Here is a 20,062-nt window from a genome sequence, read left to right as displayed (position 1 = left end):
CGTCTTTTGGGTTGGTAGCGGGGAGGGGGGGAGGGGAAGGGGTGGTGGAGGGGGAGTTTGGTTGGCGGCCCCACAGGAGAAAAGGGGGCCCCCCCCCCCCCGCGGGGTGGCCCGAGCCTCGTTTCGTCATGCCCTCTGCTTGCTGCGTACGCGTCTGCCGAGCCGTGTGGGGATGCTTCAGGAACCTGCCCCGCCTCGGAGTTCCACAGTCGTTTCCTCTGCAACGGGAGGGCGGAGCGGAAATAACGCAGGCCCCCTCGGTGTTGTGAGGCCGGTTGCCGAGGAAGGGATGTGTCGGAGCTGAGGCTGTTCCGTACGGACACTTTGAATAGCGGCATGACTGAGGTCGTGCCGCGTCTTGCTGCGGTCGAGGCAGATGTGCAGGGCCTGGTCGAGGCGCATATGGAGACGCTGCTGGGGGTTCGGTTCCTGGCGAGCGAGTACAGCACCGGGCCGGTGCACGGCGGTCGGATCGATTCGCTGGGCATCGATGAGAACGGATCACCGGTCGTCGTGGAGTACAAGCGGGGCGTTGACGCCGGGGTCATCAACCAGGGCCTTTTCTATCTCAGTTGGCTGGTGGATCACCGGGCGGAGTTCGAGCACCTGGTCCGCGACCGGCTCGGGGGAACGGCCGCGTCCCAGGTGCTGTGGAGTGGCCCGCGCCTGATCTGTGTCGCCGGTGGCTTCTCGCGCTACGACGTGCATGCCGTGCGCGAGCACCGGCGGGCGATCGACTTGGTCCGCTACCGGTTCTTCGGCAGGGAGTTGCTCGGCCTTGAGACGGTGGCCTCCGTCAGCGGTGGCGTGAAGGTGGCACGTCGGGCGCGCCGCCGGGCGGTGACACGGGCAGCAGCCGATGCCGAGGACACGTCGATGATGGCGCTGGCGAGTGCGGTGGACGAGGTCCTGCTCGGGCTCGGGGACGGCGTGCACCGCGTCCAGCGCAAGCAGTACGCCGCCTACCAGCGGCTGCGGAACTTCGCCTGCCTCATCCCGCCCCAGCGCAGCAAGCTGCTGCTCTACCTGAAGGTGGATCCGAAGGACGTCGACCTGGTCCCGGGGTTCACCCGCAACGTGAGCGGACTTGGCCATCACGGTACCGGTGACCTGGAGGTGCAGCTGCGGTCCGAGGCGGACCTGGAGCGCGCCCTCGACCTGCTCCGGCTTTCCTACGCCGCGGCGTGAAGGGCGCAGCCCCCGTGGGGTGACCGGTCATGGCGCATCGGCGTGTGCTTGCCCCGCCCGCCATGTCAGGCCGAGCACGACCAGGCGCTCGCGCAGGGCGTCGCGCCGTTCCTCCAGGTCCGGTGCGGCGGGCGAGAGCAGGTACACCCCACCGCGGTAGGGACGGAATCCGATGTCCTGCCACCCGCGGGCGATTTTGGCGTTCACGCGGTTCCATTCGGCCTGGCTTCGGAGTTGGGGGCCGCTGAGGTCGCTGACTCCGGGGGCCACGGCCACCGCCCGGCAGCCGGGCATCAGCCGGTGCAGGGCCTCGGCGGCGAGAACAGGGCCCAGACCATGGCCTCGCCAGGGTGGGGACAGGTGCACGGTGTCCATGACGAGCAGCGCGGTGCCGGCGTACGGCAGCAGGTCGCTGACCTCGTCGGTGAGGTTTCCGGTCGCCGGGTCGACCAGCGTCTGGGCGATCTCGTACAGGTCCTCGGACTCTTCCTCCATGGCGGTGTAGGCGGACTGGGCCCGGTCGACGTGCACCCGGTAGAAGGTCATCGACCCGACCAGGAGCTCCGCGCTATCCGCGGCGCAGCCCGCGTCCGCGCACTCGTGGGCAGCCTGCGGGTGCTGGCTGCCGTCGTGCATCTGTTGGTGGTGGAGGACGGAGACGTTCCAACGCTCCAAGGTGTCGCCCTGGGGGCTGCTGCCGAGGCCGTCGTCGTAGGTGATGCGCAGGCGGAGACCGAAGGGGTCACCGGGCGGCTCGGGAGCAGGTGAGTCGATCACCGTGGCAGCCTAGCGACGCCCCGAGGGGAAGCCGGGCATCGGCTGCCAGCCGGTCCATCCGCAGGCGCGCGACGCCACGGAGACTGGCCAGCACGGCACGGGTGACCTGCAAGTGCGGCCCGGTAAGGGCCTGGCGTGCGCCGCCCGGGACTGCTGCACCTCAGCTTCGCCGCTGCGTGCCCAGACCGGCCTCGGCTCCCTGTACCCATGCCCAGTAGTGGGCGAACTGCTCATGGGGGCACTTTCGGGTGTGGAGGCGTGGCCGATGCCCGTCGGACGGCTGGGTGGGTGTCGGCAAGCGGGTAACGGGGATGAGCTTTTGGGTGGGGTGGCGCTCTCTTCTCGGTCGGTGGACAGGAGGTGGCGGTGGAACATCCATGGTCTGGAAATCCGCCGGTTTGGCGAACCGGCGATCCTCGCCTATATTCCGCCTCCCGCCCGGGACGCGACGGAACGGGCATTGACCATGGTGTTGTTGTGGTCCTGTCCGCGTCCGTGGTGCGGTGTGGTGTGACCCGTACGCGCATGTACGGGAGTTGACTTCTGGCGGCCGGTCCCTTGGGTCCCTCAGCGGCCTGCGCCACGGTGCCCGCAACTACTACTGTCGGTTGTTGTTGGCCCCACCCGGTCGAGAACGGAACGTGCACGATGGAAGACGAGCCCTTGGCAGAGTGGGCGAAGCGACGGCACGCCAGGATCGGCCGCCTGCGTGCGGTGGTCGCCGACGACACCGGCCGGCGGGCCACGCACCTCTACCCGGACCGGCCGCGCGCCATCGAGCGGTGGAACGGCCACGCATGGGAGTTGGTCACGGTCGTGCCGAACCTGGCCGAGGCCAAGGGGGTCATGTATCCGGACGTGGCGAAGCCTGCTGCGGCCCAGGCGCCTGCACATCCGGGCGAGGGCACCGGCAGGCACCGGAAACCCCCTGCCGGCTGAGACCGTCAGGCCCCCGAGCGCCGAAGTTCGTACGTGCGAAGCTCCCCCAGCGGCGGACCGCGGTGGGGGAGCTTCTCTGGTTGGCCCGTCCAGCACCCCACACTCACTGGCGGCAGTGGTCTGCTCCGCTTGTACGGGGGCGCTGCCTTATGGGGAGGCTGCCCGGGGCAGGTCAGTGGCGTGCGGGCGTGCGTGTGGTGGGCGCGGGGGGTGGAGCCGGGGCTGGAGCGGGCTGTCTGCTGGGTTCCTTGGTGGGCTGCGGCGTCTGGCGGGTGCCGGTTCCTGTGACGAGTTCTTCGGCGAGGGCGGTGAGGATTTCCGTGGGGGTGGTGCGAGAGGCGGTGAGCGTCCAGGTGGGGTAACGGATGCTGGGGCCGCCCCACAACGTCCAGATGTCGGCTTCGAGGTGCCAGCTGGTGGAGCGGTTGAGCTGGAGGCCCGCTGCGCCGGTGATCTCCCAGGAGTGGCGGTGTTCGTCCGCCGTGTGCTCCCATCCCGCTTGCAGGAGGGGGGAGGTGATGTCGTGGACGGCTTCCTCGTTCACCGGCCGGGGGTCGAGGTCGTTGTCGGCGAGGGCGTCGAGCACGGTGCGCAGGATCGGCTCGGGGGTGTCGGTGGAGAGCGAGAGGCGCCAGAGGCGGTCGGAGACGGGGCTTTCGTAGGCGGCGATGGTCCAGGCGGTGTCGCCCCGGGTGGTTTCGTGTTCGCGTTCGATGCGCAGCGTCTGCTCGTCGTGGACGAGGTGGGTGGTGTTGTCGGACCAGGTGCGCGACTTCGACCACGTGTCGTGCGTGTTGAGGAACTCGTCGAGTGCGTCGTCGTGGTTGCCCGGGTCGGCCGCGTAGGCGGGCACGGCCTCCGGGGCCGGGGCCGGCAGGGAGACCGGGGGCAGCAGAGGGGCTTCCGCGAGGGCCGTCGCTGCTGCCTTCTCTGTGCTGGTGAGTGGGGCGGGGCCGGGCCGGACGGCGTCCTCGTAGAGGCGTAGGAATTCCGTCAGTGCCTCGCGGGGGGTCTCGTAGGTCGCGGTGACGGTACGCAGATGGTTCTGGCCGTGGAGGTGGATGCTCTCGCCGTCGCGGTAGGTACCGGCGGCAACGGTGGTCCATCCGTCGTCGGCGTGGGCGTGGATGATGAGGCGGCCGTCACGGATGTCGTCGTGGATCTTCTGGGCGTCGGCGGAGACCTCTCGTATTTCCTCGCGGTCCAGCCAGCGCATGGGGTGGTCGTGCCAGGTCCATTCGGTATCGATCTCCTCCTGCAGTTCGGAAGTGATCGTCACGCCGAGGTTCTCACCGCGGAGGGCTCGGGCGGCCCGGCTGGCGTAGTGGGCCTCCTCGCTGTCGATGCGGGCCAGGACCATCGTCTGCGCGGCGGCGGCCACGAAGCCGTACTGGTACAGGATCGCGCGGGCGAGGCTGCTGTCGGCACTGGTGGGATCGATGAGGGTGGCGATCACCGCGCTGGAGTGCGTGGGGTGCTTGCTGAGGAGGATGCGGGCTGTCGGGGCGTTGGAGGCCATGCGCTGCTCGATTCGTGGCTGGTGGGCTAGTTGATGTGGTGGTGCCGCATGAAGGCCGCCGGGTCAGTGGAGGGAGGAGGAGTTCCAGGACCGGACGGCTGAGTCCGGCGGCGTGGACGGGCAGCACGGCCGACCAGGGTGAGACCGATGGCGCCAAGGATGGCCAGGGCGATCACTTTGACGGGAGCGGGCAGCTGGGTGGGGAGCAGGACCACGGCGAGGGGCACGAGTGCGCAGGCGAGCGCGATGCGCTGCCGTCGGGGGGCGTGGAAGGGAGTGTGCAGAGGAAGTCTCCCGGGAGGGCTGGGTCATCGGGCGGTGCGGGCGGTGGGCGGTCGTGCCGGGCGGGCGACGGGAGCGCGTGCGGGGGCAGGGCCGGGCGGCGGGGGTGGGTGGTGCAGGTACTGCCAGCGGCGGTGGGTGGCCGTGACGGGGGCGAGGGCGCGGCGGCTGCCGATCAGGAGCTGGTGCACGGTGTTGACCGGGTCACTCGCGTACACGCGGATGTGGTGGGCGGCCAGGCGCGCGGAACGCAGCAGGGACTGCTGGAGGATCTGTTCCGCGCAGTAGACGGGGTCGTCGGGGCTGGGCTGGACCAGGGCCAGCACCGTCTGCGGGGTGACATGGCCGGTGAGGAGGCCCTGGTGTTCGGCCTCGCCGAGTACGGTGATGGGGTCGAGGGGATCGCCCCGGTGGGCCATGGCGGTCAGGCACCGGTACAGCCCACCGTGCAGCGGGTCCGCGAAGTCCTCGGGCCGCAGCGCCCGCAGAGCGGGGAACGCGTCGGGCAGGCGCACCAGTCCCGCCAACAGGCCCTGTTCGTCGGCTAGTTCCTGGTCCGAGGGTGCGTTCTGAGGTGCCCCGGGGAGGGGGGTGCGCGGTGCGGTGCCGGTCGGGGAGCCGATCTGCTGTTGCAGGGCATCCACGTGCACCAGCAGGCGTGCGCACTGCTCCGCGACCGTGGTGGCCGGGGCGGGCAGGCGGGTGTCGGCGGCCGTCTGGGCGAGCTGGTCGGCGTGGGCGTGGAGGCTGCGGCGGACGTGTCCGGTCTGGATCATCCGTGCGTACGCGGCGGCATGGGCGGGTTCGGGGCAGGAGCTGACGAGCCGGTGGAGGTAGGGCAAGGTCAGACCGCGGGCCTGCGCGGCGGCGGTGGTGAACACCTGATTGATCCAGTGCAGGCTCGGCAGCAACGGCGGCGACTCCCCCGCCTGGTGCGGAACGTGGGGGGCGAGTTGCTGGATTGCGGCGAAGAGACTGCCGTGCATGTGGGTGGTGAAGTGCTCGGGGGTGAGGTGGATGCCGGGGGTGAGCGCGGGTTGGATGAGGAGGGCGCCGAGCAGTGCCTGCTCGGCGAAGTCCACCGGCTGCGGGGGCGTTCCGGCGTACGGGACGTCCTCGTCCGGCAGGGGGCGGCTGTGGGGGCGTGCGGACATCAGGCCGCCAGGGTGAAGTCGTCAGCGGTCAAGGTCCGCTCCAGGAGCGGGGCCAGCAGGTGCAGGGCCAGGAGCGGGGGGACCGCGTTGCCGATCTGGCTGAACTGCTGGCCCTTGTTCCCGGCCCACGGGTAGGTGGCGGGGAAGGTCTGCAGGGTGCCGGCCTCGGCGGCGGTGATCCGGATGGGATCCGGCGGTGTGACCGGGTCCTGGTCCGGCTGCGCGGGGGCGGGCTCGGCGATCCAGACGCACTCGTTCGCGCGGTGTCCGAAGAAGAGGGTGCCGGCGGGCTCGTCGCTGCGGCGGGTGGTGGCGTTCGCCTGGTTGTTGCTGCGCAGGGCCCAGGCCCACCGGTGCGCTTCGGCGGTGAAGGTGGGCGCGGGGCGGTCGGCGGGACGGTTGTCGCGGGTGCCCTGCTGGGCGGCCCAGCCCGCCCCCTCCCGCCGTGACCGCAGCACGGCTCCGGAGGGGCGGGGCGTCCAGGTGCCGCGGTCGCGGGCGTCCGACAGCATCTTGCGGGAGCCCGAGGGGAAAGGCTCGGGCCCACCGCCGGGGCCGCCGCCAGCACACACCGTGGGGGTGGGCCGGTCTGTGGCACCCCAGCCCAGCGCCTCGGCCATGGACACCCACCGGGTCCGGCCCGGCCCGAACAGGCTCTCTGGCTCGGCCACCTTCGCGTGGGTGGGCGGCGGCGGCTCGGCGGTCCGGGTGCGCGAGGCGAGCAGGATCGCCCGCCTGCGCGTTTGCGGAACGCCGTAGTCCGCCGCGTTGAGGACGCCCGTCCATGCCGAGTACCCCCAAGAACGCAGGATCGCCGCGTACTGCTTCCACAGCGCGAGGACGTCGGGTACTTCCTCCATCGCCACCCAGTCGGGTTCGCCCTTCGTGTGCAGGGCGTGCAGGTAGCGCATCGGTTCGGCGGCGAGCAGGCTCCGCGGATCGCGGCAGGCGGCGAGGAGTTCGTCCCGGGTATCGCGTCCCTGAGCGAGGTCGGCGACCGCCTGGTGGACGAGCGGCTGGTCGAGCAGGCCGAGCCGCTTGCCAGCCATCGACCATGCCTGACACGGCGGGGACGCTATAAGGCCGTCCACTCGCCCGACGAACGGGTGTGTGGGGTACATCGCCACGTCGGTCCGCACGGTCAACTGGCCTGCTGCCGCACGTGTTTTGCAGGCCCACTGGTCCCATTCCAGGCCCACGTCCCGGATTCCCAGGGCGGACAGTGCGCAACTCCATCCACCGGGGCCCGCGAACAGGTCCAGGATCAAGAGGCCAGCCCGAAGTCCCCGTGCGTCGGCTCGGGGTCGGAGCCGCGGCAGGACCACGGCGAGCATCCGTCCGCGACGCCCAGCTCCAGTTCCCGGGCGTCGGGACGGTCCGGCAACTCCGTTTGCAGAGCGGCCCATTCGGCGGCGGTGACGTGATCGACCGGCGCCTGGTCGAGCGGTACCCGGGAGCGGTGCAGGAACGCCTGGCCCAGCAGAGGATTGCCCGTGGCATTCGCTCTGGCGTTACCGGAGCGGATCGCGGCATCGAAGGCGACGACGTCCTGCCATTCGTCCGGACTGGTGTCGCGGATATTCCGCCACTGCGCATTTCCGTGAAATGGACACCCAAGGCACGATGATTTCGGTGTTTCTGCTAGGCCGACCGAGGAGAGGTATCGGGTACAGTCGTTCCGCGACCAGTTCATATCGGTGATCAGTGGGTGCCGGTTGTGCATGTACTTGACGTCGGCGTCCTTCGCCCGGTGAAATTCGTCCGTGGAAATGCCGATCCACTGCTCGACCCAGATATCCTTCGGGATGCGGGCGGGGTAGGGGTATCCTAGAAGGTCGCGGATCGCCTTCTTGATGGGCTTGACCTTGTACTCGCCAGTACATTGACGCCTGGTCATCCCGGGTCTGCCGTCCTGGTTCAGAACGTAGAGCGGCATGGAAGCGAACCGCTTGTCCGGGTTCAGGGCGTCATCGCGGATGTTGCCTGCTGAGACGCGCAGGATGGGAATTCCGGCGGGCTTCGCTATTTCGCGCTCAAGGCGATCAAGGTGTGCGTAAACCGCTGCGGGTTCCCATCCTGTGTCGGCGAAAATTGCGTAATCGACCTTGGGGAGAATCCCCTCGGCGGACAGGGCGAGCATGGCGCTGGACTGGATACCGGCACCGAGGGATATGGCGCGGAACTGAGGAGAGGAGGGGATAGAGGGTCCTTGCGGTTTGGGCGGCAGCCGGGAAGGAGAGGGGGTTCAGCGCCGTACGGGGGCGGCGCGGGGTGTGGCGGGGGCGGGCAGGGAGCGGGCCTGCGGGGCGCGGTTGGGCGGCGCGGTGGCGGGGCTTGGCCGGCGCACGGTGAGGAGCTGTTGGTCGGTGCCGGAGGGGTCCAGGTCAAGGACGTGGTCGCCCGGCCGCAGTTCGGCGGCGGTGATGCGCAGGAGGTCCTGGGGGAGCGGCGGACCAGTGCGCGGTGTCCAGCCCAGGCTTGTGAGCGTGGCTTCCAGCGAGAGCTGGTGGGCGTTCATCTGGTGGCGCAGGTTGCCGGCCGGGATCTGTGTGTAACGTCCCCAGTCCTCCAGCCCCATGCTCAACCCGAAGGCGTGGTAGGGGACTCCGGCACCGAGGGTGGAGCGCTGCTGGGGTTCTTCGGTGATGGCGCGTTCCGGTTCCCAGCCCTCGGCGATGCGGCGTCGCATCGTGGCGACGGCACAGCCCGCCCGGGGGTCAACTGCCCAGTGGGCGAGCGTCTTTGTTTCCCCGAACGCGGTGACCGGCAGGGCGAAGTGGGGCCCGTCGCCACCCTTTTCCAGGGCTTCTTCGAACGTCAGCTTCGACTTGGTGAGCCGGTTGTAGAGCGTGTGGTACTTGATGCCGCTCTGTTCGGCCCACCCGCGCAGTGTCAGCGTCCGGGCGTTGTAGGTGAACTCCAGGTCCGGCTTGTCGTGCCGGGCCCTGGTGAGGGCGTCCTCGGGATCCCACCCCAGGGCCAGCCGGGTACGCACTGCTTCCCGTTTGACTGCGCACCGTTCGTCTCTGGCCCAGTCCTGGAGGGATTTCGATTCGCCGAAAGCGGTGATCTGCCCGCGGGCGAGTTCCCAGTTGTAGCGGTCGGTCCGCCGCTTCTCGGACCAGGGTTCCCGGCCCTTGGCGCTCAGGGGTGTGGGTGTGGTCATCGGGCACCGGTCCGGTGGGGTGCGGCCGGTACGGGGCGTAGCGGCTGTCCTGGGAGCGGGGCGAGGGGTGCCGGTGGCAGGGTGGCCAGGAGGGAGCGGCCGAGGCTGGTGGCCGCAACGGGCTGTCCGAGGAAGAGGGGGAAGCGGGTGTCGGGGGCGATCAGTCGTTGCCGGGCGAGAACCTCGTAGGCCCTCAGCAGGATCTGCCCGCCGTCCGGTGTGCGGAGGTATCGCCGCCCGGCCGGGTTGTGGTGCAGCGAGGCGCCGCTCTGGGCGATCAGCCGCAGGGCCGCGTGCTGGTAGGGCGTGAGGTGCGGGCTGTTGCCGGTGGCCGGCGCCGATGCGACGAGACGCAGCGGTGCTGCCGCAGAGCGGGCCGGGCCGGTGAGGAGACGGGCGGTGACCCGGCATCCCTCGGCGCAGCCCTCCAGGTGGTCGAGGACCGCCTCGATGCGTCCGTCGAACGGCGGTGCAGTGCTCAGGGGATTGCCGTGGGTCCGGGAGTGCGTGAGCGGGGTGGTGGCGACGTCGACCAGGTGACTGCTGAGGGAGGCCGCTGTGGTGGCCACGATGCTCAGCGCACCCACTGCTCCCTTCTCCTGCACGGTGAGGGCGTCGGGGGCGGGGGCGGCGTGGTGGAGGTCGTGCAGCAGGGTCAGCGTCTCGTCGGTCAGCGCGTGGGCGCCGGTGAGGTGGCGGCGCAGGTCGCCGAGGTACTCCGCGGCATGCGCGGGCGGCAGGTCGTCGAGGAGGGAGTGCAGGGTCTCGAAGCGGAGCGCGAGGTCATGCAGACGCTCAGGTAGGTCAGGGGGCAGGGGCATGGCGGATTCTGTGCGGGGGTGAGGTCAGCGGCGTGGGACGGCGGCCTCGGCTGCCGGTGCGGTGGCGGGCCTGGCGGCGAGGGGTCGCGTCGGCGCCGGTGCGGTCGAGGCCGGGTGGCTGGCCAGTCCGACGAGGTGGGCGCGGCCGGTGCCGGTGACGTGGAGGCGGGTCTGGTCGAGCCAGTCGTACGCGCGGGGGATCGGGAGGGACTCGATGAGCCCTTGTTCGGTGAGCGCGCGGAAGGTCTCGATGGTTATCGGCGTGCGGGAGTCGATGCGCGGGGTGGTACGCGGGTCGCTCAGGGCGACGTGCCCGCGGGCGACGGCCGTCAGGGCGCCGTTCTCCCTCGCGGACAGCGGCAGCGTCTGGGGGCTGAGGTCCTGGATGCCGCGCAGGCGCAGTTCGTGAGCGACAGCGAAGGCGGTCGTGGCGAGGTCTTCGGCGCCGAGCCGGGTCAGCGCGCGGGCAGTGCTGATCGCGGTGCTGTGCGTGGGGGGAGTGCCGGTGGCTTCCAGGGTGCGCTGCAGCCCGTCGAGTTGAGCGGCGGCGAGCTCGGCAAGGTGGGTGAGCTGGCGCAGGCGGGCTGCGGCGTCGCGCGGCACCGTCCGGTGACGGGGCAGGGCGCTCGTGACCTCGTGGAGCAGGTCACGGGTCAGGTGCACGAGGCGTTCGGCGGAGTGGCGGGGGGCGGTCAACTGGTCGGCCCCGTCGGGGGAGGTCAGACGGTGGTCGGCGAGCAGGTCGTTGTGGCGGGTGTAGTCGGCGGCCAGGGCCAGGATGCGCTCGGGCAGGCTCGGCTGCGGCGTCATGTCGAAGAGCTGATGCTCGTCCGGGGCAGTGTCCAAAGGGGCCTTTTCATGAGTGGCGTCAGGGGGGTGCGCGGGGCTGTGGAGGTGGTCAGCGGGCGCGGCTGGCGGCTGGCGCTGGCAGGGGCGCGGCAGGCCGTGTGGCGCTCAGGGAGGTGGTGCGTGTCCGTGCGAAGGAGGCGGCGAGGTCGCGGCGTCCTGCTGCGGTGAGGTGGACACGCTCGTCGCGGAACCAGTCCGGGCAGTCCTCACGCATCACCAGGCCCCGGCTTTCCAGAGCACGGATGGTGCTGATGCTCACCCGGATGTCTTCGCGACGCAGGTAGGGCTTGCCGCTGGTGATGGCGACGTCTCCCCGGGCCACCGCGCGCAGGGTGATGCTCTGGGTGGGAGTGAGGCCGGGCGGCTGGTATCCGGGGACGAAGCCTCGGTTGCGGCGCTCGACGACGTACTGCTCGGCAGCTTCCAGAGCGTCCGGGGCGCCGAGCGCGGTGAGGCTGCCGGCCAGGGTGAAGCGCCTGCCGGCCTCCAGGCGGGCGTCCTTGTGGGTCAGGACGGTCAGGAAGCCGTCGCCGAGTTCGACCGGGAGGCCCTCGACGGTGTGGTCGATGATATCGACGGCGTCGATGAGATGGTCGCCTGCGTCGGTCGCGAGCTGGGCCAGCTGACGCACCCGGGCGTAGACCGCGCGGATCTCGGGACTGTGGTACATCGGCTGGGCGTTGAGGGTGTCCACGATCGCGAGGGCGGATGCCGCCATGTGCTGGGCGGACAGGGCCTGCGCGTTCAGCAGGACGGTGGGAGTGGGCCCGTTGAGGTGGTGGCGCGCGTGGGCGTCGGTGAAGCGGGTGAAGTCGGCTGCCAGGGAGAGGAGTTGTTCGGCTGCTGCAAGGGAGGCGGTGTGCTCAGTCAGCGGGTGGCTCCAGGGCGGGGGCCGGGGTCGGCGGAGCGGGGGAGCTGCGCGAGGGCGTGCTGCAGGTGAGGGTTGAGAGCGGCTCCGCGGACCGGGGTGATCAGGGCGCTGTGCTGGTCCCGTGTGCTGAAGGGGAGGTCACTGAAGGTTCGCTCCACCGGCAGGGTCGAGGCCAGGTGGGAGAAGTAGTTCTGGACGAGACGCTTGGGGGTGTCCTGGGTGAAGGTGGCCAGCGGTGCGTGCTCGAAGTAGACGTGCTCGACCTGCCAGGCGATCTCCTGGTCGGGTGTGTGCTCCAGTCGGCAGTACAGGTCGGGCGAGGTGAGAGTGCCGTTGTCGGCCGACCAGCCGTTCAGGTGGGCGAGCTGGTCCAACGGCAGGTCCGTGATCGGGATGCGCTCGGCGTGACGGGTATCGCCGAGCATCTGAGGTAGCGCTTGGGTGAAGGCGGCGACCGCCTCCAGGGGCGACTGCCTGCTGAACGTCGCTTCCCAGTAGGGCTCGTGGTGGGCCACGTTGACCAGATGGCCGAGATCGTGCAGCGGCGTGACGTCGACGAAGAGGCTGCCGTCCGGGCTGTCGATCTTTACGTGCCCGGTGGCGGCGTCGTACTCGTAGTTCCAGCCGAAGAGGTGGATGAACGGGCCGACCACGTCGGTGAGCCGGTCTCCGGCTCCGGCCATGTACCGCGGCGAGATCAAGACCCGGTCGTTTGGTGCGTACTGGTTCATCGGCGAACTCCTCTAGAGAGTGCGGCCTCCACGGCCGGCAGCGGGGCGATGGCGCTCAGCGGGGAGCGGCGCTCCGTGACAGCGCCGGTGGAGGTGAGGGTGGTGAGGAAACGGGCGACGAGCGGGGCCGGGGTGCCTGCGGTGAAGCGGGCCTCCCAGGCAGGGGCTTGCCCGGTGGCGTCGCCCCGGAAGGCCCACTTGGTATGGATGCCGATCGCCTTTGGTGTGTACCGGAGCGAGGCGCGTTCATCGGGCGAGGTGTACTCGATGCCGTCCGGCGAGCGAGCGGCGGCCCACTGCGCGTCGGTGGCGGCCTCGGGGATGCTGGCGGGCAGGGCGCCGATGCGGTCGGCGAAGCGGCCGTCGCCCTGGAGCTGCGGCAGGGAATAGACCATCAGCCCGAGGGCCTCGACGGGGGTGTGGCGGCTGAACTCGCCGAACCAGTGCGGGATCTGGTGGCGCACCTCCCACCAGGCATGCTCCCTTCGGCGCAGGTCGAGGCGGAACTCCAGCGAACTCTGCGGGCGCAGGACAGACAGGAACCCCTCCGCCTGGGCGGGCTCCCAGCCGAAGTGCTCGATCATCGGGCCGAAGATCTCCCAGGCCCGCGGTACGCCGGCGAAGGAGTCCTCGGGTGCGGGCGGTGTCTGCTTCGGCGGCGCGCACGTCATCGGCGCGCTCCCCGGGGTGGTGCGGCTTTCAGGGCCGGTGGCCGTGTGGGCGCTGTGGTGCGGGTGGTGTGGTGCGCGAGGGCGCGCTCGCCCGCGGGGGTGGTCGTCAGCGTCTGCCCTTCGTACCGGGTGCCGGGGCCTGCGCTGATCAGCTTGCGGGTCAGCAGCTGGGAGACCGCCGCGTTGGTGACCTGGCTGCCGTCCTTGGTCGTGATGAGCATCCGGCCGGAGTCTTCGTCCGACATCTCCCACCGCCCCTCGCCGAGGGAGAGCGCCCGTAGCGCCTGGTGCTGCCCCGGCGTCAGCGACTCCGGAATCGCGGAGCGCGGCTTCGTGTGCGCAGGGTCGAGTTGTTCGATGTCCTGGGCGAGGGTCGAGGCGAGGTAGTGGAACGCGGTGGAGGCCACGTCGATGTGGGAGGCGGCGTTGGCGAGGTGATCGTGGAGCAGGGGTGCGGCGTGCTGGTGGCGGGCGAGGCGGATGGCTGCCTCTCTGCCGATGTTCTGGGGATGTGGCAGGGGTGTGCTGTCGTATGCGTTGTCGCTGATGGCGCGTGCGAGGTCGGTGCCGGCGGCGCTGGCACAGGCGACTCCTCCGGACAGCGCGTCCAGCGCCAGGTCGCTGCCGGGAACCGCTGGGTACGAGCTGCTGGCCAGGGCGGTCAGCGCGTCGAGGGCGCGGACCGTGAGCTGGTGGGAGGTCTGCAGCAGTTCCTCGAATTCCGCGAGCGCGTCGTTACCCGGACGGATGTCGATCTCTTCGAGGGTGATCTGGAAGGCAACCAAGTCGTCGCCGAGCGTGCGGAGTTGCGTGACATGGACGGTCAGTTCGTCGTGTGGCAGGAGGAATCGGTCCTAGGGTCTGGGCGGAGTCGGGGCCGGTCGCCAGCATGCGGAAAAGGGCCAAGCACCGTCGGCCGGCGAAGGGCGGTTCACCGGCGCGAAGGCGCGTTGCTCCTGGATGAGGAGGGGGCACCCGCTGCGAGCCCAGGGGAACGCGGAGCGGGTCGGGCAGGAGGCAGGGAAGCCGACCGCGGCGCGTGCAGGAGGATGCGGGCCTCGGTCAGTGCCGCGTGAGCGTTGGACAGGTGGGTACGCAGGCTGCGCTGCTGATCGATGGAGTCGACCTGCTCCTGGAGGGTGGTCCGGTTGCTGGTGGCCAGCGGCAGGAGTTCGTCGAGTGCCTGGGCATGGTGGGCAACCGCCCGCCCGAGGTGGACAGCTGTGCGGCTCAGCATGGCCGCGGGCGGAAGATCGGGAGTGCCCACGGTGAGCTGGTACTCGACGGCGGCGGCCAGCTGCGCGGTGAGGTGGCTGAGGAGCGCGGTGTGCCGGGTGGCGTGGAACAGCCCGGTGCGGTCGGCTGTCGCGGGGTGCTCGTTCATATCGGCGGTGACCGCATCCAGGGCCGCCCGCGGCAGCATGTCTTCAAGATCAACCGGTTCATACAGGGGCACGGGCACTCCGAGGAATTCTGGGCAGGGCGGGAAGGCCGGTAAGGAGGACGGTCAGGGGCCGGTCAGCTCAACGCCCCTGCACGGCCGGCGACCGGGCGAGCCGGTGGCATCGAGGTCGCCGGCGCAGCATGGTGGTGCTGCACCACGGGCCAGGCCGTGAAGGAAGCCAGCCGGCGGGAAAACTGCTGTGCGACGGAGCGGCAGGTGGTGGCGGCTCTGTGCATCTCCTCCTCGGCGCGCCGAAGTTGATCAGCGCTCGTGGCGGGAGTGGGGTCGGCGTCGTCGTACAGGTAGATCTCGGTGCGGTGGTGGATGGCGAGGTTGCACAGCGTGGCGGCGAGCGAGATCTGCGCGCAGGCACCGACCAGATGCGCCAGGGCCTGAGTGCCGCCCTCCCTCTCGGGAAGCTCGCTGACCGACAGCTCGTGGACCTGACTGGTGCACTGCACAGCCAGCTCATGCAGCCGCAGGCTCATGGGCGTGATCTCGCGCACGGGCTTGGCGATCTCACCCTCCCGGACACGCCGCGCCTCGGCGGACAACTCCTCCAGAGCGAGGACAGCGCCGGACAGCAGGCGCGTGTGTTCGGCCAAGTCGACCATGTGCGGGGACTACCTTCCTTCGGTTGCTCGGGGAGAGCGGATACGGGCGGGGAGGGGATCAGCTGCTGTGCGGGCTGTCGGTCTGCTCCGGGCCGGGGGCCTGCCAGAGGAAGCGGGCGACGTTGTCGTTGCCGTGGCCTGTCCGGGGCCTGGCGGGGGTGTGCCAGCCCCTCCGGGGCGGACGTCGCGCAATCAGCCGCCAGCCCGCGCCCCGCAAGGAGGAACCGCTCTCGCCTTCCTGGGTGAACGTGAGCAGACGCCGGTATCCGAGCGCCTTCGCCGCGCGCCACGAGGCACCGTAGAGAAGCGAGTTGGCGTTGCGTGTGCCATCGGATGCGGTCCGGGTGACTTCGAGGGTGCTTCCGTCGTCGAGGTGGCGTGCCACGGGGCGTCCGACAATGGCCACGGCCCGCAGCACCCCGGAGTCGTCGGCGGCACCGACCGCGAAGATCTGACCCGCGGGTGGCGGATGGTGGCGGTGCCAGGCCCGCACGAAGTCCTTCGCGTCCCGGGAGCGGACGGGCACCAGGTGCAGGCGGGCCTCGCTCATGCGGCCTTCGTGAAGTCGGTCTTCTTCGGCTGGTGTTTCGCCAGCGCCCGCTCGGTGATCGCCTGGGAGGCGCGGGCGGATGCCGCGGACAGTTCGGCGGCGTCCCCTTCGAGGTACCAGGGCCGCAGGTCGAGCATCGCGGCGCGCATACCGGTGGCGAAGGCGAGCGCGGTGCCCTTGGGCAGTGCGCGGATCGCGTCGGCGGGCAGGATCCGCTCCTGGCGCATGGAGATCGAGGTGGACTTCCCCGAGTCGGAGTGCGAGGTCGAGCGGGTCTCGACGTCATGGTCGCCGATCAGCCGGGACAGCTTGTCGGCGAAGTCGGGGTCGTCGATGCCGGAGCCGATGACCTTGATGGTGGAGGCGGACCACATGGCGTCCATGCCCGCGTCCCCCCACACCTTCTGCCCCTGTCGGTACGACTGGAGGATGGTGATCGGGATGATGCCGCGGGAGCCCAGGTGGGAGTAGAGGTCCGGCAGGTCGCTGATCTTGCACACGTTGGCGGCCTCGTCGAGGATCGCGAGCATCGGGGGGTCCAGGCGTCCGCCGGCGCGCTCGGCTTGAGCGGTCGCGGCTCGCATGACGGAGTCGGCGCATGCGGCGATCAGTGCGCTGGCGCCGCCTCCGCCGTCCTTGGAGAGCAGGTACAGCGAGTCGCGACTGGTGACGAAGTCGGCGGGCCGGAACTCCGGGATGCCCTCCTGCGGGGTGACCCAGGCGGCGATTTCGCTGTTGAGCAGGGCGGCGGCGTACTGGCGGGCGGTCTCGTAGATGCCGTCCCGTGTCTCCGGAGGCCCCTCCACGGTCCCCTTCAGCTGGGCTGCGACAGGGCCGAACTTGTGGTCGCGCAGGATGTCGAGCGGGGTGCGGTCGGCCGGGAAGGCGAGCCAGCCCATCACGTCGGTGATCGGGCGCTCGTCGAGCGCTGCGGCCAGGAACAGCTGGCTCAGGATGTTGCTGCCGGCCTTGGACCAGAAGTCCCCCTGCTGGGAGGCGTCCACGGACGCGGCGAGGAAGTGCCCGGCGAGCCGTCCGGCACCGTCGAGGGTCTTGGCGGAGGCGAGCGGATTCCACCACATCGCCCGTTCGGCGTGGGCGATCTGCTGCGGGTCCATGCTCCAGGTCCGTCCCTGGGCGGCACGGGCCTCCAGAGTGGCTGTGTAGGCATCCCCGGAGGCTTTATTGCTGGTCAGGAGCGTGGGTCCAGGGGCGGCGAGCAGGGCGGGGATGGCCAGACAGGTGGTCTTCCCGGACCGCGGCGCCATGATAGCGACCGCTACATCCTCGTAACCCATGCGGACCTCGTGGCGGGTGCCCTGCAGATTGCCCAGCAGGACTCCGGTGTCGGAGGGGGCGAGGTGCTTGGCGTCTTTCAGGCTCGGACGCAGGCTACGAGCCTTCGCGGTGATCTGCGTGGCGAGCAGCGGCCGGATGTCCTTCGCCTTCGCCATCCCGGAGATACGTTTCTGCTTTCCCCCGCCCGCGTTCCCCCGACGTCTCCAGAGCAGAGCACCGAGACCGGCCAGCGCGAGCAGCAAGGTGATCGGCACGATGCGGCCCCCGAACAGCAAGGCGGTGCTGCTGGCGTCAGGCCAGAGCCGATCGGGGTGCAGGAGGGCATCGGTGGGTGCGTACGGGGCGGTGGTGCGTCCGGTGAGCCAGGCGGCGGCGTTCCCGGCGAGCCAGGTGAGGTGGGCCAGGGGAACGGCGACGGCGGCAAGACCCAGGAGCGCCTTGAACGCGATGTCGTAGCCGTCATTGGAGTTGGGTGAGGTGGGCAAACGGGCGGGTCCAGAGGTGTGAAGGGGAGGGACGGGCGGCGGGGGTGGGCTGGTGCCCGGCGCTCAGCGGCGCGGCGTCGCGGGAGGCGGAGGTGGCTTCGGCAAACCCGGCACGGCGGGTGCTGGTGCTGGGGTGTGGAGTTCTCCGAGACGGCGGACGGCGTCTTCGAGTGCCTCGTTATGAGCGAAGAGGTCCTCTGCGGCAGCCAGGAACGTGTTGGTCACGTGCGGGGACGCGCCGTGGCGTTGGGCGTAGTGAGCGGCGGTATCGAGAAGGCCGGCGAGCCCAGCCAGAACGCTGGTGCCCGGGTCGGTGGCGTGACGGAGAAGGAGGGCCGCCTGTTCGGGGAGGACGCCGTCTTCCAGTAGTCGGATCACGGCTCCGACGGTCTGCGTCGCAGCGTCGAGGTCTATCGCGTCAACGGGGCGTGAATGCATGGAACTCCAGGAGCGGAAGTAGGTGGTGGCGGGGCGTTACGGTCGGACTGGGTGGTCGCGCGATGCCGCGATGCCTCGCGGAGGCAGTGAGTACCGCGGTGGGGGTTGCAGCGAAGCCCGTCGGCGCGCTGCAGGTAGGCGTCGTGCCATAGGTGCTTGTTGCTGACGACGTAGCCGATGTGCCCGGTGGTGTCCCAGAGGGCAAGCCCGACGGAGTGCTGGTCTTCTCCGGTCGCGGGGCGGGTATAGGTGCCGGACCAGGAGCCGGGTAGGCGGGTGGTGACCTGCTCGACGAATTCCAGGAGGCTGACGGTGGGGGGCGAGGCATCTGTTCCTTGCGCGGGCCCGGCGGGCCGTGCTGCCGGCCCCGTGCAGGAATGTTTCTGCACGGGACCTCGCAGGTTAGGAATCCGCAGGGCGTGCGACAGGTGGCGTGCTGGGTGGTGACATCAAGCCGGGGCTACCGGCCGGCCTGTGTGACCTTGCCCGTGGACGGTGGCGTGGGTGGTGCAGGTGCTGCAGCGCGCATGCGTGGAGCGGCGGGGACATCGCGGAACGCGGTGTCGATGTCGATGACGGCCTGACCACGGCAGGTCCATTCGTTCAGTGGGTGCCATGCTTCGTCGGTGAACGTGGTGAACCTGTCGTACGCCTGGGAGGCGGGCGGCGCCGAGCCGGGCAAGCCGTCCCGGGTTACGCCGGATTCGCGGTCCAGGAAATCGATCTCGTCCAGTGCCGTGGAGAGCGCGAGCAGGGGTGCGGCCCACCGGTCACAGGCGCGGGGAGGCAGGCGCAGACGCTGTGCCGCGGCTCGGGTGAGGAGCTGGCGGGCGAAGGGGCGGATCTGACAGAACGCGGACCAGGTATCCGTGTCCCGGCGATGGACGCGCCACCCGGTGGCCTCCGGGTCGTGCGGCCAGCCGTCGGGATCGCTGTGTGCGTCACGGTAGGCGTCGCACTGCCGGATGATCTCCTCGCTGCGGCCTAGGTACCAGGCGAGTTGCTGGAGCTGGTGGACATTCGGGCGGGTTGGTGACGTGGTGGTCCGGGGCGCGCCTTCCAGGGTGCTCACCTGGCCTTGACCGGAGAGACGGCGGCGGGGGCGGGCGCGGAGGCGGTGAGGCTGTGGCGGCGCGCGGCGCGCAACCGGGCCGCGGCGGCTTTGACGCGTTCACGGTGTGCGGCAACCGCATTTCTGCCGGTGAGAGCGCTGGGCTCCTTCTCTGCGGTGTAGTGCCCCATGGTGTCGGACCAGCCGCTGCGCAGAAGAGGTTCCGGATTGACCAGCGCGCTGGCGAACCCGGAGAGCAGATGAGCCGGGACGTTGCCGTGCAGCGAGGCCCTCCACACCGGTGGACGTTGCGGTACGTCGACCTCGAAGGACCAGATGACGTGATCGGGAAGGTCCGTAGCGGGATGGTGGCATTCCGCCATGGCCTTCCCGTCGGGCGAGGTGGCTGTGCCGGTTCCGTCGGGCTCTCTGGTGACGTTCCAGCCGGATTCGCTGAGGAGTGACCACACGTCGTGAACCTCATCCTCCGCTGGGGGAGAGACGAGCGCATCGGTGAAGCCGGCCAGGATTTCCGCGGGCACCATGCGGCCGAACGATGCGCTGACGTAGGCCCCTTCGCTGGTGCTGCCGGTGATTCTCCACCAGTCGCTGCTTCCGGAGTACGCGTTGCAGTGCACGTCCCACCGGTGGTCGGGACTTACCAGGTGGACGCTCGGGGCAGCGGGGTCAGAACGATTGGCCCAGCCTGCCGCGACCAGCGCGTGGGTGACGTGCCGGGGATCACCGGAACCTGCCAGGTAGCGGGGCCGGACTTCGTCCAGGACTCGGAAAGAGTGATCGGATTCGAATGCGGCGAGCTGCCGCTCACCTATGGGCATGGCATTCTCCCGCCGTCGGCGACGGTGCAGCGGCGAGGGCTTCGCCGAGAGTTCCGACGGTCCAGTGCAGGGCGTGCAGGTCTTGGAGCGCGATGGTGCCGCTGGAGGATGCCTCGATCGCAGAGGCGGTCTGCTCGTCCCGTGGCCAGGGGATTTGTTCGTGGGTGGCTCGGGCGAAGGCGCGCAGGAGTTCGAACAACCGGATCGGGGCGCCGTGGTCCTCGTCCAGGAGCTGGTCGAGCAGAGGGATCACGTCGCGGAGGTCAGGGCTGCTGCGCAGCTGTGCCGTCAGCCGGACCAGCGTGTCGGTGGTCTGACGGATTTCATCGAGTGTGGGTACGGGGGTGGTGATGGCGGGCCGGGTCATGAACCTC

22 protein-coding genes are annotated in these 20,062 nt (G+C 70.2%); 3 read left to right on the top strand and 19 right to left on the bottom strand.

Annotated elements, in window-relative coordinates; genetic code table 11:
- Window positions 1–291 precede the first annotated feature (291 nt).
- Entirely contained in the window at window positions 292–1,188 is an 897-nt protein-coding gene (locus tag ACZ5PB_RS05355) for a DUF5655 domain-containing protein (RefSeq protein ID WP_468687943.1), read from the top strand.
- Window positions 1,189–1,215: 27 nt separating this feature from the next.
- On the opposite strand, the gene ACZ5PB_RS05350 is transcribed toward ACZ5PB_RS05355, so the two are convergent.
- Window positions 1,216–1,965, bottom strand: coding sequence for a hypothetical protein (locus ACZ5PB_RS05350; RefSeq protein WP_468687941.1), 750 nt, complete (start codon window positions 1,963–1,965; stop codon window positions 1,216–1,218).
- Between the two features lie 648 nt (window positions 1,966–2,613).
- On the opposite strand from ACZ5PB_RS05350, the gene ACZ5PB_RS05345 reads away from it, so the two are divergent.
- Complete coding sequence (locus ACZ5PB_RS05345; protein ID WP_468687939.1) at window positions 2,614–2,904, top strand: DUF6087 family protein; 291 nt, start codon at window positions 2,614–2,616, stop codon at window positions 2,902–2,904.
- Window positions 2,905–3,076: 172 nt separating this feature from the next.
- Here ACZ5PB_RS05345 and ACZ5PB_RS05340 read toward each other — a convergent pair whose 3' ends face one another.
- The 15 genes from ACZ5PB_RS05340 to ACZ5PB_RS05270 form a co-directional block, all read right to left on the bottom strand.
- Window positions 3,077–4,423 (bottom strand): SPDY domain-containing protein, encoded by a 1,347-nt coding sequence (locus ACZ5PB_RS05340; RefSeq protein WP_468687938.1) that lies wholly within the window; start codon window positions 4,421–4,423, stop codon window positions 3,077–3,079.
- 308 nt (window positions 4,424–4,731) lie between these two features.
- Window positions 4,732–5,859, bottom strand: coding sequence for a DnaB-like helicase N-terminal domain-containing protein (locus ACZ5PB_RS05335; protein ID WP_468687937.1), 1,128 nt, complete (start codon window positions 5,857–5,859; stop codon window positions 4,732–4,734).
- Window positions 5,859–7,127: a DNA cytosine methyltransferase gene (locus ACZ5PB_RS05330; protein ID WP_468687936.1), complete on the bottom strand. Its 1,269-nt coding sequence runs from the start codon at window positions 7,125–7,127 to the stop codon at window positions 5,859–5,861. The genes ACZ5PB_RS05335 and ACZ5PB_RS05330 overlap by 1 nt, the downstream gene beginning before the upstream one ends.
- Window positions 7,124–7,999: an adenine nucleotide alpha hydrolase family protein gene (locus tag ACZ5PB_RS05325; RefSeq protein ID WP_468687935.1), complete on the bottom strand. Its 876-nt coding sequence runs from the start codon at window positions 7,997–7,999 to the stop codon at window positions 7,124–7,126. The genes ACZ5PB_RS05330 and ACZ5PB_RS05325 overlap by 4 nt, the downstream gene beginning before the upstream one ends.
- 105 nt (window positions 8,000–8,104) lie before the next feature.
- Window positions 8,105–9,025 (bottom strand): hypothetical protein, encoded by a 921-nt coding sequence (locus tag ACZ5PB_RS05320; RefSeq protein WP_468687934.1) that lies wholly within the window; start codon window positions 9,023–9,025, stop codon window positions 8,105–8,107.
- A complete protein-coding gene (locus tag ACZ5PB_RS05315; protein WP_468687933.1) occupies window positions 9,022–9,846 on the bottom strand; it encodes a hypothetical protein in 825 nt (274 codons plus the stop codon). Before ACZ5PB_RS05315 ends, ACZ5PB_RS05320 begins: the two co-directional genes overlap by 4 nt.
- A 24-nt stretch (window positions 9,847–9,870) precedes the next feature.
- Complete coding sequence (locus ACZ5PB_RS05310) at window positions 9,871–10,692, bottom strand: hypothetical protein (RefSeq protein WP_468687932.1); 822 nt, start codon at window positions 10,690–10,692, stop codon at window positions 9,871–9,873.
- A 52-nt stretch (window positions 10,693–10,744) separates the two neighbouring features.
- Window positions 10,745–11,413: a hypothetical protein gene (locus ACZ5PB_RS05305; protein WP_468687931.1), complete on the bottom strand. Its 669-nt coding sequence runs from the start codon at window positions 11,411–11,413 to the stop codon at window positions 10,745–10,747.
- A gap of 149 nt (window positions 11,414–11,562) precedes the next feature.
- Window positions 11,563–12,297 (bottom strand): SPDY domain-containing protein, encoded by a 735-nt coding sequence (locus tag ACZ5PB_RS05300; protein WP_468687930.1) that lies wholly within the window; start codon window positions 12,295–12,297, stop codon window positions 11,563–11,565.
- Window positions 12,294–12,968, bottom strand: coding sequence for an SPDY domain-containing protein (locus ACZ5PB_RS05295; RefSeq protein ID WP_468687929.1), 675 nt, complete (start codon window positions 12,966–12,968; stop codon window positions 12,294–12,296). Before ACZ5PB_RS05295 ends, ACZ5PB_RS05300 begins: the two co-directional genes overlap by 4 nt.
- Window positions 12,965–13,753 (bottom strand): hypothetical protein, encoded by a 789-nt coding sequence (locus ACZ5PB_RS05290; RefSeq protein ID WP_468687927.1) that lies wholly within the window; start codon window positions 13,751–13,753, stop codon window positions 12,965–12,967. The genes ACZ5PB_RS05295 and ACZ5PB_RS05290 overlap by 4 nt, the downstream gene beginning before the upstream one ends.
- A gap of 146 nt (window positions 13,754–13,899) precedes the next feature.
- Entirely contained in the window at window positions 13,900–14,391 is a 492-nt protein-coding gene (locus tag ACZ5PB_RS05285; RefSeq protein WP_468687925.1) for a hypothetical protein, read from the bottom strand.
- 95 nt (window positions 14,392–14,486) lie between these two features.
- Entirely contained in the window at window positions 14,487–15,026 is a 540-nt protein-coding gene (locus ACZ5PB_RS05280) for a hypothetical protein (RefSeq protein WP_468687923.1), read from the bottom strand.
- A 58-nt stretch (window positions 15,027–15,084) separates the two neighbouring features.
- Entirely contained in the window at window positions 15,085–15,576 is a 492-nt protein-coding gene (locus tag ACZ5PB_RS05275) for an XF1762 family protein (RefSeq protein ID WP_468687921.1), read from the bottom strand.
- Window positions 15,573–17,360: a type IV secretory system conjugative DNA transfer family protein gene (locus ACZ5PB_RS05270; protein ID WP_468687919.1), complete on the bottom strand. Its 1,788-nt coding sequence runs from the start codon at window positions 17,358–17,360 to the stop codon at window positions 15,573–15,575. Before ACZ5PB_RS05270 ends, ACZ5PB_RS05275 begins: the two co-directional genes overlap by 4 nt.
- A gap of 135 nt (window positions 17,361–17,495) precedes the next feature.
- On the opposite strand from ACZ5PB_RS05270, the gene ACZ5PB_RS05265 reads away from it, so the two are divergent.
- Window positions 17,496–17,729: a hypothetical protein gene (locus ACZ5PB_RS05265; protein WP_468687918.1), complete on the top strand. Its 234-nt coding sequence runs from the start codon at window positions 17,496–17,498 to the stop codon at window positions 17,727–17,729.
- Window positions 17,730–18,258: 529 nt separating this feature from the next.
- Here ACZ5PB_RS05265 and ACZ5PB_RS05260 read toward each other — a convergent pair.
- Genes ACZ5PB_RS05260 through ACZ5PB_RS05250 form a run of 3 tightly spaced genes read right to left on the bottom strand, consistent with a single transcriptional unit; the run spans window position 18,259 to window position 20,055 of the window.
- Complete coding sequence (locus ACZ5PB_RS05260; RefSeq protein ID WP_468687917.1) at window positions 18,259–18,870, bottom strand: hypothetical protein; 612 nt, start codon at window positions 18,868–18,870, stop codon at window positions 18,259–18,261.
- A complete protein-coding gene (locus tag ACZ5PB_RS05255) occupies window positions 18,867–19,688 on the bottom strand; it encodes an SPDY domain-containing protein (protein ID WP_468687916.1) in 822 nt (273 codons plus the stop codon). Before ACZ5PB_RS05255 ends, ACZ5PB_RS05260 begins: the two co-directional genes overlap by 4 nt.
- The gene (locus ACZ5PB_RS05250) at window positions 19,675–20,055 is read right to left on the bottom strand and encodes a hypothetical protein (protein ID WP_468687915.1); all 381 of its coding nucleotides are present in this window, start codon (window positions 20,053–20,055) and stop codon (window positions 19,675–19,677) included. Before ACZ5PB_RS05250 ends, ACZ5PB_RS05255 begins: the two co-directional genes overlap by 14 nt.
- Window positions 20,056–20,062 lie beyond the last annotated feature (7 nt).

Source organism: Streptomyces sp. NPDC032721 (genome assembly GCF_055579625.1).
The sequence above is the reverse complement of the archived record's forward strand: the minus strand, read 5'-3'. Positions and strand labels throughout refer to the sequence as shown.